This is a genomic window from Thiosulfatimonas sediminis (assembly GCF_011398355.1).
Lineage (GTDB): Bacteria > Pseudomonadota > Gammaproteobacteria > Thiomicrospirales > Thiomicrospiraceae > Thiomicrorhabdus > Thiomicrorhabdus sediminis_A.
Genome location: NZ_AP021889.1, coordinates 1,749,596 through 1,766,571, shown reverse-complemented (window position 1 = coordinate 1,766,571; position 16,976 = coordinate 1,749,596). Strand labels below are relative to the sequence as shown.

The window sequence follows — 16,976 nt, the reverse complement described above, 5'->3', positions numbered from 1 at the left end:
CGATGCCAAAGAGAAGTGATCTAAAAAGTATTATGATTATTGGTGCCGGGCCTATTATTATCGGTCAGGCATGCGAATTTGATTATTCAGGCGTACAGGCGTGTAAAGCGCTGAAAGAAGAAGGTTACCGCGTTGTTTTGGTGAACTCAAACCCAGCCACCATTATGACCGATCCGGATTTGGCCGATGCAACCTACATCGAGCCAATCGAGTGGAAAACCGTTGCCAGCATTATTGAAAAAGAGCGTCCGGATGCTATCCTGCCGACGATGGGTGGACAGACAGCGCTGAATTGCGCTTTGGATTTGCATGACAATGGCATTTTGGAAAAGTTTGGTGTCGAGCTAATTGGCGCGGATGCGGATGCGATTGATAAAGCGGAAAACCGAGATCGTTTCCGTCATGCGATGACCAAAATTGGTTTGGATATGCCCATCTCGGATGTGGCGCACAATTTAGAAGAAGCTTGGGTGATTCAAGAGCGTGTTGGTTTCCCAACGGTGATTCGTCCGTCTTTCACCTTAGGTGGCTCGGGCGGTGGTATCGCTTACAACAAGGCTGAATTTGAGCAAATCTGTAAATTTGGTTTGGATTTGTCGCCAACAAAAGAACTTTTGATTGAAGAGTCAATCGTTGGATGGAAAGAGTTTGAAATGGAAGTTATCCGCGATAAAAAGGATAACGCCATCATCGTCTGTTCCATCGAAAACCTTGACCCAATGGGGGTGCATACCGGCGATTCGATCACGGTCGCTCCGGCGCAAACTCTGACCGATAAAGAATACCAAATCATGCGTAACGCCTCCTTGGCCGTATTGCGTGAAATCGGTGTTGAGACGGGTGGTTCTAACGTGCAGTTTGCCTTAAACCCGCAAACCGGTCGAATGATTATTATCGAAATGAATCCACGTGTGTCGCGTTCTTCGGCTTTGGCTTCAAAAGCGACGGGCTTCCCAATTGCGAAAGTGGCCGCGAAACTGGCCGTGGGTTACACCTTAGATGAGTTGCAAAACGACATCACCAATGGTGCTACGCCGGCTTCTTTTGAGCCAACTATCGATTACGTCGTCACCAAAATTCCACGTTTTACGTTTGAAAAATTCCCACAAGCGCAACAGCGTCTTTCCACGCAAATGAAATCCGTTGGAGAGGTGATGGCGCTGGGACGTAATTTCCAAGAGTCGTTACAAAAAGCGTTGCGTGGTTTAGAAACCGACAAAAATGGTTTTGACGAAATTCTTGATTTAGCGACCATGGACGAGCGTGAAGTGCGAGACATTTTGCGCCAAGAGTTGCGCAACCCAGGACCTGATCGTTTGTGGTATGTCGCTGATGCGTTCCGCGCTGGTTGGACATTGGATGAGATTTTTAATGCCAGTGAAATTGATCCATGGTTTTTAGCACAAATTGAAGAGTTGATTCATCTTGAAGACGATATTAAGCAACGCGGTTTGGATGCCTTGGATAAGGACAGCTTGATTCGTTTAAAACGTAAAGGTTTCTCGGATAATCGTCTTGCTAAATTGTTGAGTACCGATGCCGCCTTTATTCGTAAATTCCGTCATACCTTGAACATCCGTCCAGTGTTCAAGCGTGTCGATACCTGTGCGGCGGAATTTGAAACGTCTACCGCTTATATGTATTCCACCTATGACGAAGAGTGCGAAGCGCGTCCAACCAATCGCGACAAGATTATGGTATTAGGCGGTGGGCCAAACCGAATCGGTCAAGGGATTGAGTTTGATTATTGTTGTGTGCACGCGGTTATGGCGTTGCGCGCAGATGGTTACGAAACCATTATGGTGAACTGTAACCCAGAAACGGTTTCGACCGATTACGACACGTCGGACCGCTTGTATTTCGAGCCTTTAACATTGGAAGATGTGTTAGAGATTGTCGAAGTTGAGAAACCGAAAGGGGTGATTGTGCAGTACGGCGGTCAAACGCCGTTGAAACTGGCTGAGGATTTGGAAGAAGCAGGTGTGCCGATTATTGGAACCTCGCCTGAGTCAATCGACTTGGCAGAAGACCGTGAGCGTTTCCAGCAAATTCTTAACGAAGAAGGTTTATTGCAGCCGCCTAACCGAACAGCGATGTCTACCGAGCAAGCCGTGACGTTGGCGAAAGAAATTGGTTATCCATTAGTTGTGCGTCCTTCTTATGTTTTGGGTGGTCGCGGCATGGAAATCGTGTATGACGAAACCAATCTACGTCGTTATATGGACGCGGCGGTTAAAGTCTCTAACGATTCTCCAGTCCTATTGGACCGTTTCTTGGATGATGCGGTTGAGCTGGATGTGGATGCGGTTTGCGACGGTGATACCGTGGTTATTGGCGGCATTATGGAACACATTGAACAAGCAGGGATCCACTCGGGTGATTCCGCTTGTTCGATTCCTCCGTATTCGATTTCTGCCGATATTCAAGACCGCATTCGCGAGCAGGTCGCGAAAATGGCAAAAGCATTAGGTGTCGTCGGTTTAATGAATACGCAGTTTGCGGTCAAAGGCGAAGATATTTATGTCCTAGAAGTTAACCCGCGTGCCTCTCGTACAGTGCCGTTTGTGTCAAAAGCGATTGGTAAGCCGTTAGCTATGATTGCTGCGCGCTGTATGGTGGGTCAAAAATTGGTTACGCAAGGCTTTACCGAAGAAGTGACGCCTAAGCATTATTCGGTTAAAGAAGCGGTCTTCCCGTTTATCAAGTTTTTAGGAGTTGACCCGATTCTTGGGCCTGAAATGAAATCGACTGGTGAAGTCATGGGGATTGGCGAAAACTTCGCACAAGCTTATGCTAAAGCCCAGTTAGCTGCCGGTACGGTGTTACCGCGCTCTGGTACGGTGTTTTTAAGCGTACGTAAAGCGGATCGTGGTCATGTGATTGATTTGGCACAGCGCTTAGTCGCCAAAGGCTTTAAGATTGTTGCCACACGTGGCACAGCCAATTCATTGATTGATGCGGGTGTGGCTTGTGAAATGGTCAATAAAGTTACCGAAGGGCGTCCGAACATAGTCGATTCGATTGTTAATGAAGAGATTGCGTTAATCGTCAATACCTCGGATGGTTCGACCAGTATTCAGGACTCATCGAGTATTCGTCGCGAAGCGTTGATGCATAAAACATGTTACACCACCACCATTGCAGGTGCGTTCGCAATGGTCGCCGCGATGGATTATCTGGATGATCAGCCGGTGACGCGTTTGCAAGATATCCACTAATATCAGAATCATCGCAAAATAACGTCAAGGTATATTAGAGCATCGGTTGAGTTTCAATCGCTCCTTACCTTGGCGTTTTTTGTTTTATTAAAGCCATAAAGAATAGATTAATAGGGGAGATTATTATGAATAAACATCCTATGACCAAAGAAGGCGCAGATGCGTTGCAGATGGAGTTAAACCGTCTGAAAAAAGAAGAGCGTCCTAGAATTACTCAAGATATTGCCGATGCGCGTGAGCATGGTGATTTGAAAGAAAATGCCGAGTACCATGCAGCGCGTGAGCAGCAAGGTATGGTTGAAGCGCGTATCAAACAGATTGAATCGGTATTGTCGCATTCGCAAATTATTGATGTTACTAAATTGCCACAAACCGGTAAGGTTGTGTTTGGCACCACAGTGACTTTATTGAATTTGGACACGGACGAAGAAGTGACCTATAAAATTGTTGGCGATGAAGAAGCGGACATTAAACATAATAAGGTATCGGTCGGTTCACCGATAGCACGCGCGCTGATTGCCAAAGAAGAGGGTGATGAAGTGTTGGTGCTTGCGCCGGGCGGCAATATTGACTATGAAATCATCAAAGTCCAATACATTTAAGATAACAACGCCAAAGTCATTATATGGCTGGCGCGTGGCATTATTTAGTCTCACCTTGTTGGCGGCTACCGTGCAAGCGACTTTGGGCTATCTGGTTACGCCACTCCTGTTTGCTAAATTAGACAGTAAAACCGCTGGCGATTTAGCGGCTTTTTTGTTTGCGTTTTTTAGTTATGTGGTGATGTTCTTTGCGCTGTTAAGCTTGCTTATTTTATATGGCGCATCATCGGTAGGCCGGTCACTCGCCAGATGGCCAGTTTGGTTGGTTTTGTTGTTCACTGCTTTCGCGCATTTTGTTTTAGGGTCGTGGATGGCTGAGATTAAAGCCCACTATCCGCAAGGTTTAGACAAGCAAGCTGCTGAATGGGTTTTATTTATGCAAATTCATGGTATTTATCAGCTGTTGTATCTTGTTGTTTTTATTGTGCTTATTGGCTGGGCTTGGCGTTTAATGCAAAATGATAAATAATGCTTATAAGCATTTCATTATTTTCTGCTATCAATCGGGTTGCAATTTCGGGTAAAAAGCGGCAGAATTGACCCGTTTAAGCGAAAACGATTAAAACCTCGGAGTTTAATTTAGATGAAAACTATGACTTTAAAAGCTCTATTCATCTCTGCTACGCTAGCTGTTGCGGCTAACGTACAAGCGGCAGACGATGTTTACGGCCAGTGTCTAGCAGATGCACGTAATATTGTTGAAACTACTGTTAAAGACGGTTCTACTGCTGCAAAAGCGCTAGAGCAAAAAACTACGGTAGCACAATGTTTTGCAGAACTAGACAAAATTGAAGCGAAATACGGCGATAAAACTCGTGCGTTAAATCCTTCTTCAGTAATGAGTGCAGAAGACAAGCTAAAGTGGTCTAAACTTTTCAACGCTATTGACGCGAAGAAATTCACAGGCCAAGAATACCGCTTTGCGGCTTACTACCGTTCTATGCCTCATATGTCTTTCTAAAATAAGACAAAAAAACAGTTATTGCGCTAAAAGCCGGACTTTGTTCCGGCTTTTTGATTTTGAAGAAGCGCCCCAGCGTCTCGCCAGCAAGGATTTATTTACTATGTCTAATAACCTATTCGATTTGAGTTTACAGTGTTTGCAGGAAAGTGATTTGGAACGCAAACTGCAACAATTGAATCAGTTGCTCGACTTATGGACGCAAGACGCTTTAGATTTTTCTGCTCGTGGTCCGATTGAGCGTATTCCGGATCCGGGACGTCCGGCTAAACCGGATTTGGTTTCGCCCAAGGCCTTGCCGCGTCGTGGGATTGGCACTAAAGAAGGTCATGCTGCTTTGATGCATTCGATAGCGCATATTGAATTTAACGCAATCAATTTAGCACTGGATGCGGTTTATCGGTTTCAAGAAATGCCGCAGCAGTATTATGGCGATTGGCTTGGCGTTGCGGGTGAGGAGTCATATCACTTTCAGATGATTCGTGAGCACCTTTATCATTTGGGGTATGAATACGGTGACTTCCCTGCGCATGACGGTTTGTGGATGACCACTTACGAAACCGATCATGATCCGCTGGTGCGTATGGCGTTAGTGCCGCGTACTTTAGAAGCGCGCGGTTTGGACGTGACTCCGGCGATGATTCAAAAATTGCGTGCGATAGGTGATAAACGCGGAGTGGAAATCTTAAAAATTCTATTGCGTGATGAAATCGGTCATGTTGAAGTAGGCAGCCGTTGGTTTCGCTATCTGTGTGCACAACGCGATGCCAATCCGTTTACGCAGTTTACGGCTTTGGTTAAAGAGTATTTTCACGGCGATTTACGAGGCCCATTTAATTATGAAGCCCGTCAGCAAGCGGGGTTTTCTGCACAAGAAATTGCATGGTTAAAAACCCTTTGAACAAAACACCATTACCCTTAGGTGACCCAGAGTTAAATACCTGTAGTAAGGTTAGCGGTTGAACTCAATTAAATAAAGCACAACAAGATGATACGAATTGGCATTGATTTAGGTGGCACCAAAATCGCGATAATTGCGTTGGATGCAGATGGGCAGACGCGGTTTGAGCAGCGTGTGGCAACGCCCAAAGGGGATTATTTGGCAACGCTGGACGCGGTCGTCGCTTTGGTTGCGCAGTGTGAGCGCACTTTGGGGCAGCAGGGTTCGGTTGGAGTTGGTATTCCGGGCGCTTTGTCGAATAAAAATGGTTTGGTGAAAAACGCCAATTCAGTCTGTTTAATCGGTCAGGATTTAAAAGGCGATTTGCAACGCCGTCTTCAACGTGAAGTGTTTGTGGCCAATGATGCCAACTGTTTTGCTCTATCCGAGGCGGTCGATGGCAGTGCCAAGGGCGCTAAAGTGGTGTTTGGCGTGATTATCGGCACGGGGTGTGGTGGCGGTGTCGTGATGGACGGGCAAGTGTTAACCGGTGTGAATTGGATTGGCGGCGAATGGGGGCATAATCCGTTGCCGTGGGCGGTGGATGCGATGCCGCTTGACTGTTATTGTGGCCAAAAAGGCTGTATTGAAACTTTTTTGTCCGGTACCGGTTTGCAAAACCATTACCAACAGCGCAGTGGCGTAAGCTTGGAGGCAAAACAGATTATGGCGCTTGCTGAGCAGGGTGTTAAGCAAGCACACACTTTGCGGCAGGATTACATTGTCTGGCTGGCGAAAGGCTTGGCATCGGTGATTAATCTACTTGACCCAGATGTGATTGTACTGGGTGGCGGCATGTCGAATATCCAGTGTTTGTATACTGAGGTGCCGAAAATTTGGGACCAATGGATTTTTAGTAATGAGCCGGCGCTTACCAAACTGGTGGCGCCGACCTTTGGCGATGCCAGTGGGGTGCGCGGTGCGGCTTGGTTAGCTCACGCGCAACAGAATAACGCGATTAAATAGGAGTTTTTTGTGAAAGACGTCATCACCTTAGAAGAGTTGCAAAGCTTACAATACGAAGCGGAGGCGTTGTTGGTGTTGTACGGCGGCAGCGAGTGTAATGTTTGTCATGTGATCAAGCCGCAAATTATCGAGCAGATTAGCGCGCGCTACCCAAAAATGCAGATGGTCTATGTGGATTGTCACAAAACCACCGAGATTTGTTCGCAGAATGGTATTTTCAGTCTGCCGGTGGTACAGATTTATTTTACTGGCCAGAAATTTATTGAAGAAGTTCGTAGTTTCAGTATCGGTAAATTGATGAATGACATTCAGCGTCCTTATGGCATGTTATTTAATGAAGTGTGATGGTTATGTCTAACGAAATGCCATTAGCCGAAAATATCGCCAAACTGTGGCTCGCTTCCAAACGAGCCGAGATTCACTCGTTGCAAGTTTTGTTTGAGTTGTCACAGTTGATTGCGCACTTGCGCAAAATGATGCACTACCTTCAACTTGAACGCGGCTCGAGCGTCTTGTTTTTGGTGGAAGAGCAAACGCTACCGGATGATATTAATTACCGAGTCTATCGCAAAGCGTTTTGTGAAGAGCATGCCGCGTTTAATTTGCTACTGCAAAAATGGATTGAAGAGTGCGAAGGTAAGATTCTGGCCGGTGGTGTGTTTATTAGTTTGGCTAAGGCGTTGGAGTCGTTAGATCAGCCATTGTTTCAAGTGCGCCGCGAGATTGACGCGCGTGCGATTTCATCCTTACAGGCGGCCAAAGCGATCAGTGCGGTGATTAAGGATTTACTCAGTGTCATTGTTGAGATGACTGAGTTAACCCAAGAGCCCAAAATCGCGAAGTTGATGGTGGCCTTAATTCAGATTCTCAATGCCAAAGAGCTCGCCGGTCAAGAGCGTGCTTACGGTACTTATATCATCGCTTCAGGTTTGATTAGGGATAAGGAATTAGCTGAGCAGCGCCAAGGTTTGATTGATATGCAGCACTACTATTTCAGTAGTTTTGAGGACTTTGCGCCGCCAGAGACCGCTGCGGCTTATCAAGCCGTAAAGCAAGAACAGGGTTTAACTGTTTTACGCAACGCTTTTGAAAACGAAGCGTTATTGGGCGTTGAGCAAGCGCAACAGTGGTTTGCTGCTTGCACTTTGCGGATTGAGGCGATTCAAAAGATTGAGGAGTGCTTAATTCAATTGTTGCAGTTGTACAGTGCAAAAGCGTTGCATCAAGCGGACCAGTTGTTGAATCAAGACCAGCGTTGGATTGCCGACAATATTCAAGAGCGCGCTATCGTGATTGGTGCGGCCAGCAGTGCGACCTCGATGTTGATGGATAAGTTGAACCAGCAGGGAAAAGATCTTAAACAGACTCAGCAAGCCTTGACCGCCAGTAAACAGACTCTCTTAGAACAGCGGGTGATTCAACAAGCCAAAGCCAAAATTATGAAGCAGTTAGGGCTAAGTGAAGAAGCGGCGCACCGTAAAATGCAGCAAGCTGCCATGCAGCAGGGGATGCGCTTAATTGATTTAGCCAAACAGTTGATTGAGAAATAGGTCAAACTGGATTTTGTGGTGCATTGGTACTTAACTATTGGTGCAGTGACCGGCTGTTGGCAGTCTATTAAATGATTTAAAATAACTTAACTTATTGATATTTAAGTTTTTATATTTTTTTGGCCTGTATCTAGTTAATAAGTAGTAAATTTATTGAGCAAAGACGCTCACTCTTTTTTCGCGAAGCGGGAAGGGAGTGGGCGTTTTTTTTTGCCAAATTTACTACCGCTACCAGCTAAGAGGTTTTTACGATGCAATTAAATCGCCGAACATTAATCAAAAAGACACTTCTATCCATGGCCATGGCAACCGCAATAGGCTCGACCAGTGCGTACGCTGTCGGTTATCCGGAAAAAGAAGAACTTAAATTTGGATTTATCAAACTCACCGACATGGCGCCATTAGCGATTGCCTATGAAAAGGGCTTTTTTGAAGACGAAGGTTTGTATGTCAAATTGGAAGCACAAGCCAATTGGAAGGTGTTGTTAGACCGCGTGATTGACGGTCAGTTGGATGGCGCGCACATGTTAGCTGGACAGCCGATTGCAGCCACCTTGGGGTATGGCACCAAATCCAATGTCATTACGCCAATTTCGATGGATTTAAACGGCAATGCAATTACCGTTTCGAATAAGGCGTGGGCCGCGATGAAACCGAATGTGCCTATGCAAGATGGCAAGCCGATCCATCCGATTTCTGCAAGCGCTTTGGCGCCAGTGGTTAAATCCTATAAAGATGCGGGCAAGCCGTTCAAGATGGGCATGGTGTTTCCGGTTTCCACGCATAACTATGAGTTGCGTTATTGGCTCGCTGCCGGTGGTTTAAATCCTGGGTTCTATGATCCGTCGAATGGCGATACCTCCGGCACGATTAAAGCGGATGTTTTACTTTCGGTAACTCCACCACCACAAATGCCGGCCACTATGGAAGCCGGCACAATTGAAGGCTACTGTGTGGGTGAGCCTTGGAATCAGCAAGCGGTTTTTAAAGGCATTGGTGTGCCGGTTATTTCCGATAATTCAATTCAAAAGAATAACCCAGAGAAGGTGTTCGGTTTGCGCGAAGACTTTTACGAGAAATACCCAAATACCACGGTGCGAGTGGTCAAAGCGATGATTCGCGCAGCCCATTGGCTAGATGAACAGAACAACAAAAATCGTCGTGAAGCGGTGCAGATTCTGGCGAAACCAAATTATGTCGGTGCGGATCCAGAGGTGATCGCGAATTCGATGACGGGGACGTTTGAGTATGAAAAAGGAGATAAGCGTTCTGAACCTGACTTCAACGTGTTCTTCCGTTACAACGCCACTTATCCGTACTATTCGGATGCGATCTGGTACATGACGCAAATGCGACGTTGGGGGCAAATTGCCGAGCAGCAGTCGGATGATTGGTACAAGGATATGGCAAAAAAAGTCTATCGTCCGGATATTTATAAACTGGCTGTTGCAGAGTTAGTCAAAGAGGGCAAATTCAAACAGAGCGAGTTTACTGAAGTGCTACAAAGTGATGGTTATCGTGGTGTGCAAACGGATTTTATGGATGGCATCGCTTATGACGGTACCCAGCCAAATGCCTATATCAACAGTATGAAGATCGGTTTGAAAGCGGCTGATAAGCCATAGAGCGAGCGCAACCAGAGGGGACGCGCCAAGACGGGCGCGTCTAGGGCAATTGATGAATTATTGGGGTAAACCATGAATCCATTAAAGTGGGCTTTGATTGAGCCTTTTCATAAATTGATTATCGGTGAAGACCGTAGGGGGCAAGTTAGCCTAATCGTAAAAGGGTTAGGTTTGCCATTGGTCGGTTTGGTGTTGTTTTTAATCTTATGGCAAGGCGCGTCTAGCCATATCAATACCTCGCTTGGGCAATTTCCTGGGCCGGCACAAACATTTGAACAGTTTGTTTCCTTAACGGATGAAGCGCAAGCGGCAGCCCTAAAAGAGGCTGAATTTTATCAACGTCAGGATGAGCGCAATGCTGAACGCATGGCGCAAGATCCGAATTATGAACCGAAAATTCGTGATTATGTTGGTCCGCCAACCTTTTTTGAGCAGATAGAGCGCAGTTTGATTACGGTGATGAGTGGGTTTGTTTTGGCATCGATTATAGCGATTCCGATTGGCATCGTGATTGGGCTTAGTAGCAATGTATACGCGGCAGTCAATCCACTGATTCAGCTTTTTAAACCGGTCTCACCTTTGGCTTGGTTGCCGTTGGTAACAATGGTGGTTTCGGCGGTCTATGTTACTGATGACCCGATGTTTGATAAAGCGTTTTTAAACTCGATGTTTACGGTTCTGTTGTGCTGTTTGTGGCCGACAATTATCAACACCGCGGCTGGTGTCGCCACGGTGACGCAAGATTTGAAAAACGTCAGTCAAGTATTGAACTTAAGTTGGTGGACGCACGTTCGCAAAATCGTTCTACCATGCTCGATTCCGATGATGTTCACTGGTCTGCGTATCTCTTTGGGAATTGCATGGATGGTGTTGATTGCCGCAGAGATGTTGGCGCAAAACCCAGGGTTGGGTAAGTTTGTTTGGGATGAATTCCAGAACGGCAGCTCAGATTCACTAGGGCGCATTATGGTCGCTGTATTGGTTATCGGTGTAGTGGGCTTTGTTCTTGATCGCTTGATGTTAATGGTCCAAGGCGCGGTCTCTTGGGATAAATCTGTCGCTTTACGTTAAGGAGAAATCGATGTCAGAAACTCATTTAGAACTTACTGGTGTCGGCATTGAATTTCCGACACCCAAAGGCGCGTTTCGTGCATTAAAAGACGTTAATCTAAAAATTGAAGAGGGCGAATTTATCTCGTTAATCGGACACTCCGGTTGTGGTAAATCGACCGTTCTGAATATTGTCGCCGGTTTGTATGGCGCAACCGAAGGGGGTGTTTTACTGGCTGGACGAGAGGTCGATTCTCCAGGGCCAGAGCGTGCGGTTGTCTTCCAAAACCATTCGCTCTTGCCGTGGTTAAGTGCTTACGAGAATGTTGAGTTGGCAGTGGACCAAGTTTTTAAGAAAAGCAAAACCCCGGCTGAAAAAAAGGCGTGGATTGAACACAATTTAAAATTGGTCCATATGGATCATGCCATGCATAAACGTCCAGACGAGATTTCCGGTGGTATGAAACAGCGGGTAGGGATTGCTCGTGCCTTGGCGATGCAGCCAAAAATCATGCTGATGGATGAACCTTTTGGGGCGCTGGATGCCTTGACTCGTGCGCATTTGCAGGATTCGCTGATGGAAATTCAGAAAACTTTAAATAACACCGTCATTATGATCACCCATGATGTGGACGAGGCTGTTCTGCTGTCGGATCGCATTGTGATGATGACCAATGGTCCGGCGGCCACGATTGGTGAAATTCTAAAGATTGATTTACCGCATCCGCGTAATCGCTTGGCGTTGGCTGACGATCCGACTTATAACCATTACCGTTCTGAAGTGCTGCGTTTCCTGTATGAAAAGCAGCGCAAAGTAGAGCATTGAGAGGCGATGATGACAGCCGTTGTTAGAGCGCCTAAATTGCTGGTTATCGGTGCAGGTATGGCGGCCACCCGTTTGCTCGATGAGCTTTTGGCGCTGGGCGACACCTACCACATTACCGTGCTAAATCGCGAAGCGCAGGGCGGCTACAACCGTATTATGCTCTCGCCCGTGTTGGCGGGTGAAAAGAGCCTAGAGCAGATTATAACGCACAGTCCAGCGTGGTTTGCGGAACAAGGTATTCAACTGCATACCGATAAAACGGTGGTGGCGATAGACCGTCAAAAGCAGTGCGTTGTGGTCTCTGATGGCACCGTATTTGAGTATGACAAATTGGTGATTGCCACTGGGGCCAAGCCACTAGTTTTATCTATTGAGAATACGAATTTGGCTGGCGTGGTCAGTTTTCGTGACATTGCCGATGTTCAGAAAATTCAAAAAGCCGCCGAAGGTGGAAAAAATGCCGTGATTATTGGCGGTGGTTTATTGGGTTTAGAGGCCGCTTACGGTCTGCAAAAATACGCGATGCAAGTGGCGGTAGTGCATCGCAGTGACATTTTAATGAACGCGCAACTTGATCAGCCTGCAGCAACCTTGTTACAAGCCCAACTGTCAGCGGATGGCACTGAGCGCAGTGGGATGCAGTTTTATATGGGCAACGAAGTGGTTGAGATTATTGCGAACCAAGCCGGTACGCATATTAGCGCAGTTCGGTTGAAAGATGGTCGTCATATAGCGTGTGATTTATTGGTGATGGCGATTGGGATTCGTCCACATACCGAGCTCGCCGTACAGGCCGATTTAACGGTTAATCGCGGCATTGTGGTGGATGATCAGTTGCTGACGAATGACGCGCATATTTATGCTTTGGGCGAATGTGTTGAACATCGTGGGCAAACGTATGGATTGGTGGCACCTTTATACGAACAGGCCAAGGTACTCGCGCAAGTGTTGAATGGCCATGATGACGTTGCTTATCAAGGTTCGTTAACCGCAACAAAATTGAAAGTGACGGGAGTGGAGCTGTTTTCTGCCGGCGATTTTAATGGGTCTGAGGCATCTCAAACACTCGTTTTTCAAGATTTGCACGCGGGTGTATACCGTAAATTGGTGTTGGAAGAGAGCAAAATCGTTGGCGCATTACTGTATGGCGATACCTATGACGCTAATTGGTTTTTTGAATTATTACAGCAAGCCACAGACGTCTCCGCAATTAGAGAGACGCTGTTGTTTGGACAAGGATTTAATTCAGTCGCTTAAAAGCGACTGGTAAGGAGTGAAAGATGCAACAACAAAAAATAATCGTCATTGGTAACGGCATGGTTGGCCACAGTTTTGTGGAAAAATTAGTGAAAAGCGCCGCGCGCCAAAATTATGAAATCATTGTGTTTGGCGAGGAACCTCGCAAAGCCTATGATCGCGTCTATCTGTCGGCCTATTTTTCAGGTAAAACAGCCGATGATTTAAGTTTGGTTAAGCCTGGTTTTTATGAAGAAAACGGCGTGGAAATTCGACTCAATTCAAAAGTTGTCAGTATTGATCGTCAGGCAAAAACAGTGACCACGGATGACGGTTTTGTTCAGGCTTATGATCGTTTAGTGATGGCGACCGGTTCTTATCCCTTTGTTCCGCCGATTCCGGGAAATGACCGTGCCGGTTGTTTAGTGTACCGCACGATTGAAGATTTGGATGCGATTCAAGCGGCCGCTCAGAGTGGCAAAATCGGCACCGTGGTTGGTGGCGGATTACTTGGTTTAGAAGCGGCTAAAGCGTTGCGCGATCTTGGTTTGGAAACGCACGTGGTTGAATTTGCACCGCGTTTGATGCCGGTACAGTTAGATGAAGGTGGGGCGGCACTGCTTAAACGTAAAATTCAAAAGTTGGGGGTAAAGGTACATACCTCAAAAGTGACGCAATTGATTAGCGCCGGTGAGGGCAGTGTTAACAAAATGGAATTTGCGGATGGGCAAACCTTAGAGACCGATATTGTGCTGTTTTCCGCGGGGATTCGTCCGCGAGATGAGTTAGCGAAACAAGCCGATTTAGAGATGGGGCCTCGTGGTGGGATTGTGATTAATGCCCATTGCCAAACCTCTGACCCAAGTATTTTTGCGGTGGGCGAGTGTGCGTTGCACGACGGCATGATTTACGGATTGGTTGCGCCTGGTTATGCGATGGCGCAAGTGGTGGTTGATCAATTGAATCTAACGGAAAACCGTTTTGATGGTGCTGATATGAGTACCAAGTTGAAACTGATGGGGGTTGATGTGGCTTCCATTGGCGATCCTCATGGCAGTGACGAAGAAGCCTTAAGCTATGTGTATGAAAACGGGCCAGAAGAAATTTACAAAAAAATTGTTGTCAGTAAAGACGGCAAAAAATTGCTCGGTGCTGTGTTGGTCGGCGACTGTGATGACTACGGTAATCTATTGCAACTCAAATTGAATGATATGGAATTGCCAGAGCATCCGGATAGGCTAATACTGCCAAATCGCGATGGTTCAGCAGGTGCTTTGTTTGGTCCTGATGCCTTGCCGGAAACGGCACAACTTTGCTCTTGTTATGATGTGACCAAAGGCGATGTGGTGAACGCGGTAAATGCTGGTGCCATGTGTTTAGCGGATATTAAGTCTTGCACACAAGCCTGTACCGGCTGCGGTGGCTGTACGCAGTTGGTTACCAATGTGTTGAATAATGAACTGGAAAAACGTGGCGTTGAGGTCAGTAAAGACATCTGCGAACACTTCCCGTACTCGCGTCAAGAGTTATACCATCTATGTCAAGTTGAAGAGATTAAAACCTTTGATACGTTGTTGCACACGCACGGCAAAGGGCATGGTTGTCCGGTTTGTAAACAAGCTGTGGGAAGCATTTTCGGCTCTTTGTGGAACAGCTATGCCTTAGAACAAGATAAAATTCCTTTGCAAGACACGAATGACAACTATCTAGGCAATATGCAGAAAGACGGCACCTATTCGGTGATTCCTCGTGTTCCGGGTGGGGAAATTACGCCCGATAAATTGATTGTGTTAGGGGAAGTGGCTAAAAAATTCAGTCTTTACACGAAAGTGAACGGGGGCCAGCGTATCGTTTTATTTGGCGCACAAATGAACGATTTGCCGGCCATATGGACAGATCTTATTGCGGCTGGCTTTGAGTCAGGGCAAGCTTATGCGAAATCGTTGCGTACCGTTAAATCTTGTGTTGGTTCCACTTGGTGTCGCTATGGTTTAGATGATTCAGTCACCATGGCGATAGAGATTGAAAACCGCTACAAAGGGTTGCGTTCACCGCATAAATTAAAAATGGGCGTTTCGGGATGTACTCGTGAATGTGCTGAAGCGCAAGCCAAAGACATTGGTTTAATTTCCACCGAAGAAGGTTGGAACCTATTTGTTTGTGGTAATGGCGGGATGAAACCGCGTCATGCGGATCTGTTTGCCACGAAACTGTCCAAGGAAGAGGTGTTTAAATACGTCGATCGTCTGTTGATGTTCTATATTAAAACGGCCGACCGTTTGCAGCGTACCGCCACTTGGATGGATAATTTGGAAGGCGGTTTAGAATATTTGCAACAAGTTGTATTGCAAGATTCTTTGGGAATCGGTGAACAACTTGAGGCACAAATGGCTCAGTTAATTGAGGGTTATGAATGCGATTGGAAACGTGCGATTGAAAATCCGGAATTTACCAAACGCTTTAAATCGTTTGTGAATACGGATATGCCAGCGGCACAAGTTTTTACCATTGAACGGGGCCAAGTCAGACCGGCCACATCGAAAGAAAAGCTTGATGGTATCGCCGTTGAAGTGAAGGCCAAGAGCAGCTATTCACAAGTTGTTGCGCTTTAATCAAAAAGATTCTCAAAATGTAAAGCCAAAAAGCCGCGTGGATCTATTCATCCTCGCGGCTTTTTAGGTCAATCAACTTTGTATTGGTTTAGTCATCTTAATGATCCGTTTGACGCAGGTCGCTCAGGCGTTTGAGTAAGAACTCAAGTTCGGCGTGTTTTTCCTGTTTTTCATCAACCATTTCTTCGATAAAATCGACCACTTCGATTTGCAGTTTCAGTTTATCCAGTTTGTTGATGTTACTGATGCCGCCCGGATTGAGTACGTTTACTTCCAAAATTTTGTCGCCAATCATATCCACGCCAACAAAATAGAGGCCATCTGCAGCAAGGCGCGGGCCTATTTTGCGACACACTTTCATTTGAGAGTCGGTCATGGTGTATTTGTGCGCAGTACCTCCGACTTGGATATTCGCCCGAATATCCCCTTCTGGTGGGCGGCGATTGTAGGCGCCGATGTATTTACCGTTAAGCATTAATACGCGGACATCGCCGTTTTCAGCGCCTTCAATGTATTCTTGTACAATCACATAGTTGCCGTCTTCTTTGCCGGAAATGTAAAAGTCTAAAATCGAGCTGATATTCGATTTGGCATTTTTTTCCAGTACGATAACCCCATGGCCGCCTGAACCGACTAAGGGTTTAAGAATCACTTTGTCGCCGGGCATGGCTTCAATGGTTTGGCGAATATAGGCTTTGTCTTTAGAAACATGAGTAATCGGCAAGTAATCGTTGTTTGGATCGCTGAAAGTCGTGGTGAACAGTTTGTTGTTCGCTTTACGAATCCCATCTACATCGTTGATGATGACGCATTGGTTTTTAATCGAATCTAGGAAGTTAAAAATGACCGCGTCAATCGGCGGATCTTTACGAATCATTAAACTATCCAGACTGTGCAACGGCATTTGCACGGTTTTAAATTCCGCTTTTTTATGGAATTGCACAATGTTGTCCGGCACTTTATCCATTGGCTGCAAGCGCAACATTTTGGCAAAAGCAACGTTGTTTTTAACGGTTAGATGTTCCGTGTAAATTAACGACACCTTATGGCCGCGTTTGAGGCATTCTCTAATCACGAGGATTGTAGAGTTTTTGCTCGGGGTTAATTCTTCCCAGTGACTAATCATAAAGCCAATATGCATGGTGCTACCTCAAATCGAATGGCTAAAGTTGCGTTCGGCTGCCTTAATTTTATAAGGCGAGCAGAGCGATGTATTGCGAAAAAAATCGGAAAATTACCGCTCGAAAAGCGCGGTGTTTACGGTTTGTCTGAAAATTGCATTATCAGCATTTTTAAGCGCAGGTAAAGCAAAAAAGAGCGACGTATTACAAAACAAATTGTGCAAAATTACCCCCAGATACGTTTTGGGTAAAACTCAGAATCGGGAGGG

General features: G+C 46.1%; 14 protein-coding genes. 13 read left to right on the top strand and 1 reads right to left on the bottom strand.

Going from position 1 to position 16,976, the window contains the following annotated elements; genetic code table 11:
• Window positions 1-2 precede the first annotated feature (2 nt).
• The 13 genes from carB to nirB all read left to right on the top strand — a co-directional run bounded on the left by carB (window position 3) and on the right by nirB (window position 15,586).
• Window positions 3-3,218, top strand: a complete 3,216-nt coding sequence (gene carB, locus HRR27_RS08180; RefSeq protein ID WP_173272639.1) for a carbamoyl-phosphate synthase large subunit — start codon at window positions 3-5, stop codon at window positions 3,216-3,218.
• Window positions 3,219-3,343: 125 nt separating this feature from the next.
• Window positions 3,344-3,820 (top strand): transcription elongation factor GreA, encoded by a 477-nt coding sequence (gene greA, locus HRR27_RS08175; protein WP_173272632.1) that lies wholly within the window; start codon window positions 3,344-3,346, stop codon window positions 3,818-3,820.
• A gap of 34 nt (window positions 3,821-3,854) precedes the next feature.
• Window positions 3,855-4,289, top strand: a complete 435-nt coding sequence (locus HRR27_RS08170) for a DUF4149 domain-containing protein (RefSeq protein ID WP_173272630.1) — start codon at window positions 3,855-3,857, stop codon at window positions 4,287-4,289.
• A 114-nt stretch (window positions 4,290-4,403) separates the two neighbouring features.
• Window positions 4,404-4,781 carry a hypothetical protein gene (locus HRR27_RS08165; protein WP_173272628.1) on the top strand — a complete coding sequence of 126 codons (378 nt, stop codon included), beginning with the start codon at window positions 4,404-4,406 and terminating at the stop codon, window positions 4,779-4,781.
• Window positions 4,782-4,884: 103 nt separating this feature from the next.
• Entirely contained in the window at window positions 4,885-5,682 is a 798-nt protein-coding gene (locus tag HRR27_RS08160) for a ferritin-like domain-containing protein (protein ID WP_173272627.1), read from the top strand.
• An 87-nt stretch (window positions 5,683-5,769) separates the two neighbouring features.
• Window positions 5,770-6,687 (top strand): ROK family protein, encoded by a 918-nt coding sequence (locus tag HRR27_RS08155; protein WP_197905394.1) that lies wholly within the window; start codon window positions 5,770-5,772, stop codon window positions 6,685-6,687.
• Between the two features lie 9 nt (window positions 6,688-6,696).
• Window positions 6,697-7,032, top strand: a complete 336-nt coding sequence (locus HRR27_RS08150) for a thioredoxin family protein (RefSeq protein ID WP_173272625.1) — start codon at window positions 6,697-6,699, stop codon at window positions 7,030-7,032.
• 5 nt (window positions 7,033-7,037) lie between these two features.
• Window positions 7,038-8,237: a nitrate regulatory protein gene (locus HRR27_RS08145; protein WP_173272623.1), complete on the top strand. Its 1,200-nt coding sequence runs from the start codon at window positions 7,038-7,040 to the stop codon at window positions 8,235-8,237.
• Window positions 8,238-8,488: 251 nt separating this feature from the next.
• Complete coding sequence (locus HRR27_RS08140; RefSeq protein WP_173272621.1) at window positions 8,489-9,862, top strand: CmpA/NrtA family ABC transporter substrate-binding protein; 1,374 nt, start codon at window positions 8,489-8,491, stop codon at window positions 9,860-9,862.
• Window positions 9,863-9,934: 72 nt separating this feature from the next.
• On the top strand, window positions 9,935-10,933 hold the full coding sequence (locus HRR27_RS08135; protein ID WP_173272619.1) for an ABC transporter permease: 999 nt from the start codon (window positions 9,935-9,937) through the stop codon (window positions 10,931-10,933).
• Window positions 10,934-10,943: 10 nt separating this feature from the next.
• Window positions 10,944-11,738 (top strand): ABC transporter ATP-binding protein, encoded by a 795-nt coding sequence (locus HRR27_RS08130; protein ID WP_173272617.1) that lies wholly within the window; start codon window positions 10,944-10,946, stop codon window positions 11,736-11,738.
• Between the two features lie 6 nt (window positions 11,739-11,744).
• Window positions 11,745-12,995, top strand: coding sequence for an NAD(P)/FAD-dependent oxidoreductase (locus HRR27_RS08125; RefSeq protein WP_243830813.1), 1,251 nt, complete (start codon window positions 11,745-11,747; stop codon window positions 12,993-12,995).
• Window positions 12,996-13,018: 23 nt separating this feature from the next.
• Complete coding sequence (nirB, locus tag HRR27_RS08120; RefSeq protein ID WP_173272615.1) at window positions 13,019-15,586, top strand: nitrite reductase large subunit NirB; 2,568 nt, start codon at window positions 13,019-13,021, stop codon at window positions 15,584-15,586.
• A 97-nt stretch (window positions 15,587-15,683) separates the two neighbouring features.
• On the opposite strand, the gene gshB is transcribed toward nirB, so the two are convergent.
• Window positions 15,684-16,727 (bottom strand): glutathione synthase, encoded by a 1,044-nt coding sequence (gene gshB / locus HRR27_RS08115; RefSeq protein ID WP_173272613.1) that lies wholly within the window; start codon window positions 16,725-16,727, stop codon window positions 15,684-15,686.
• Window positions 16,728-16,976 lie beyond the last annotated feature (249 nt).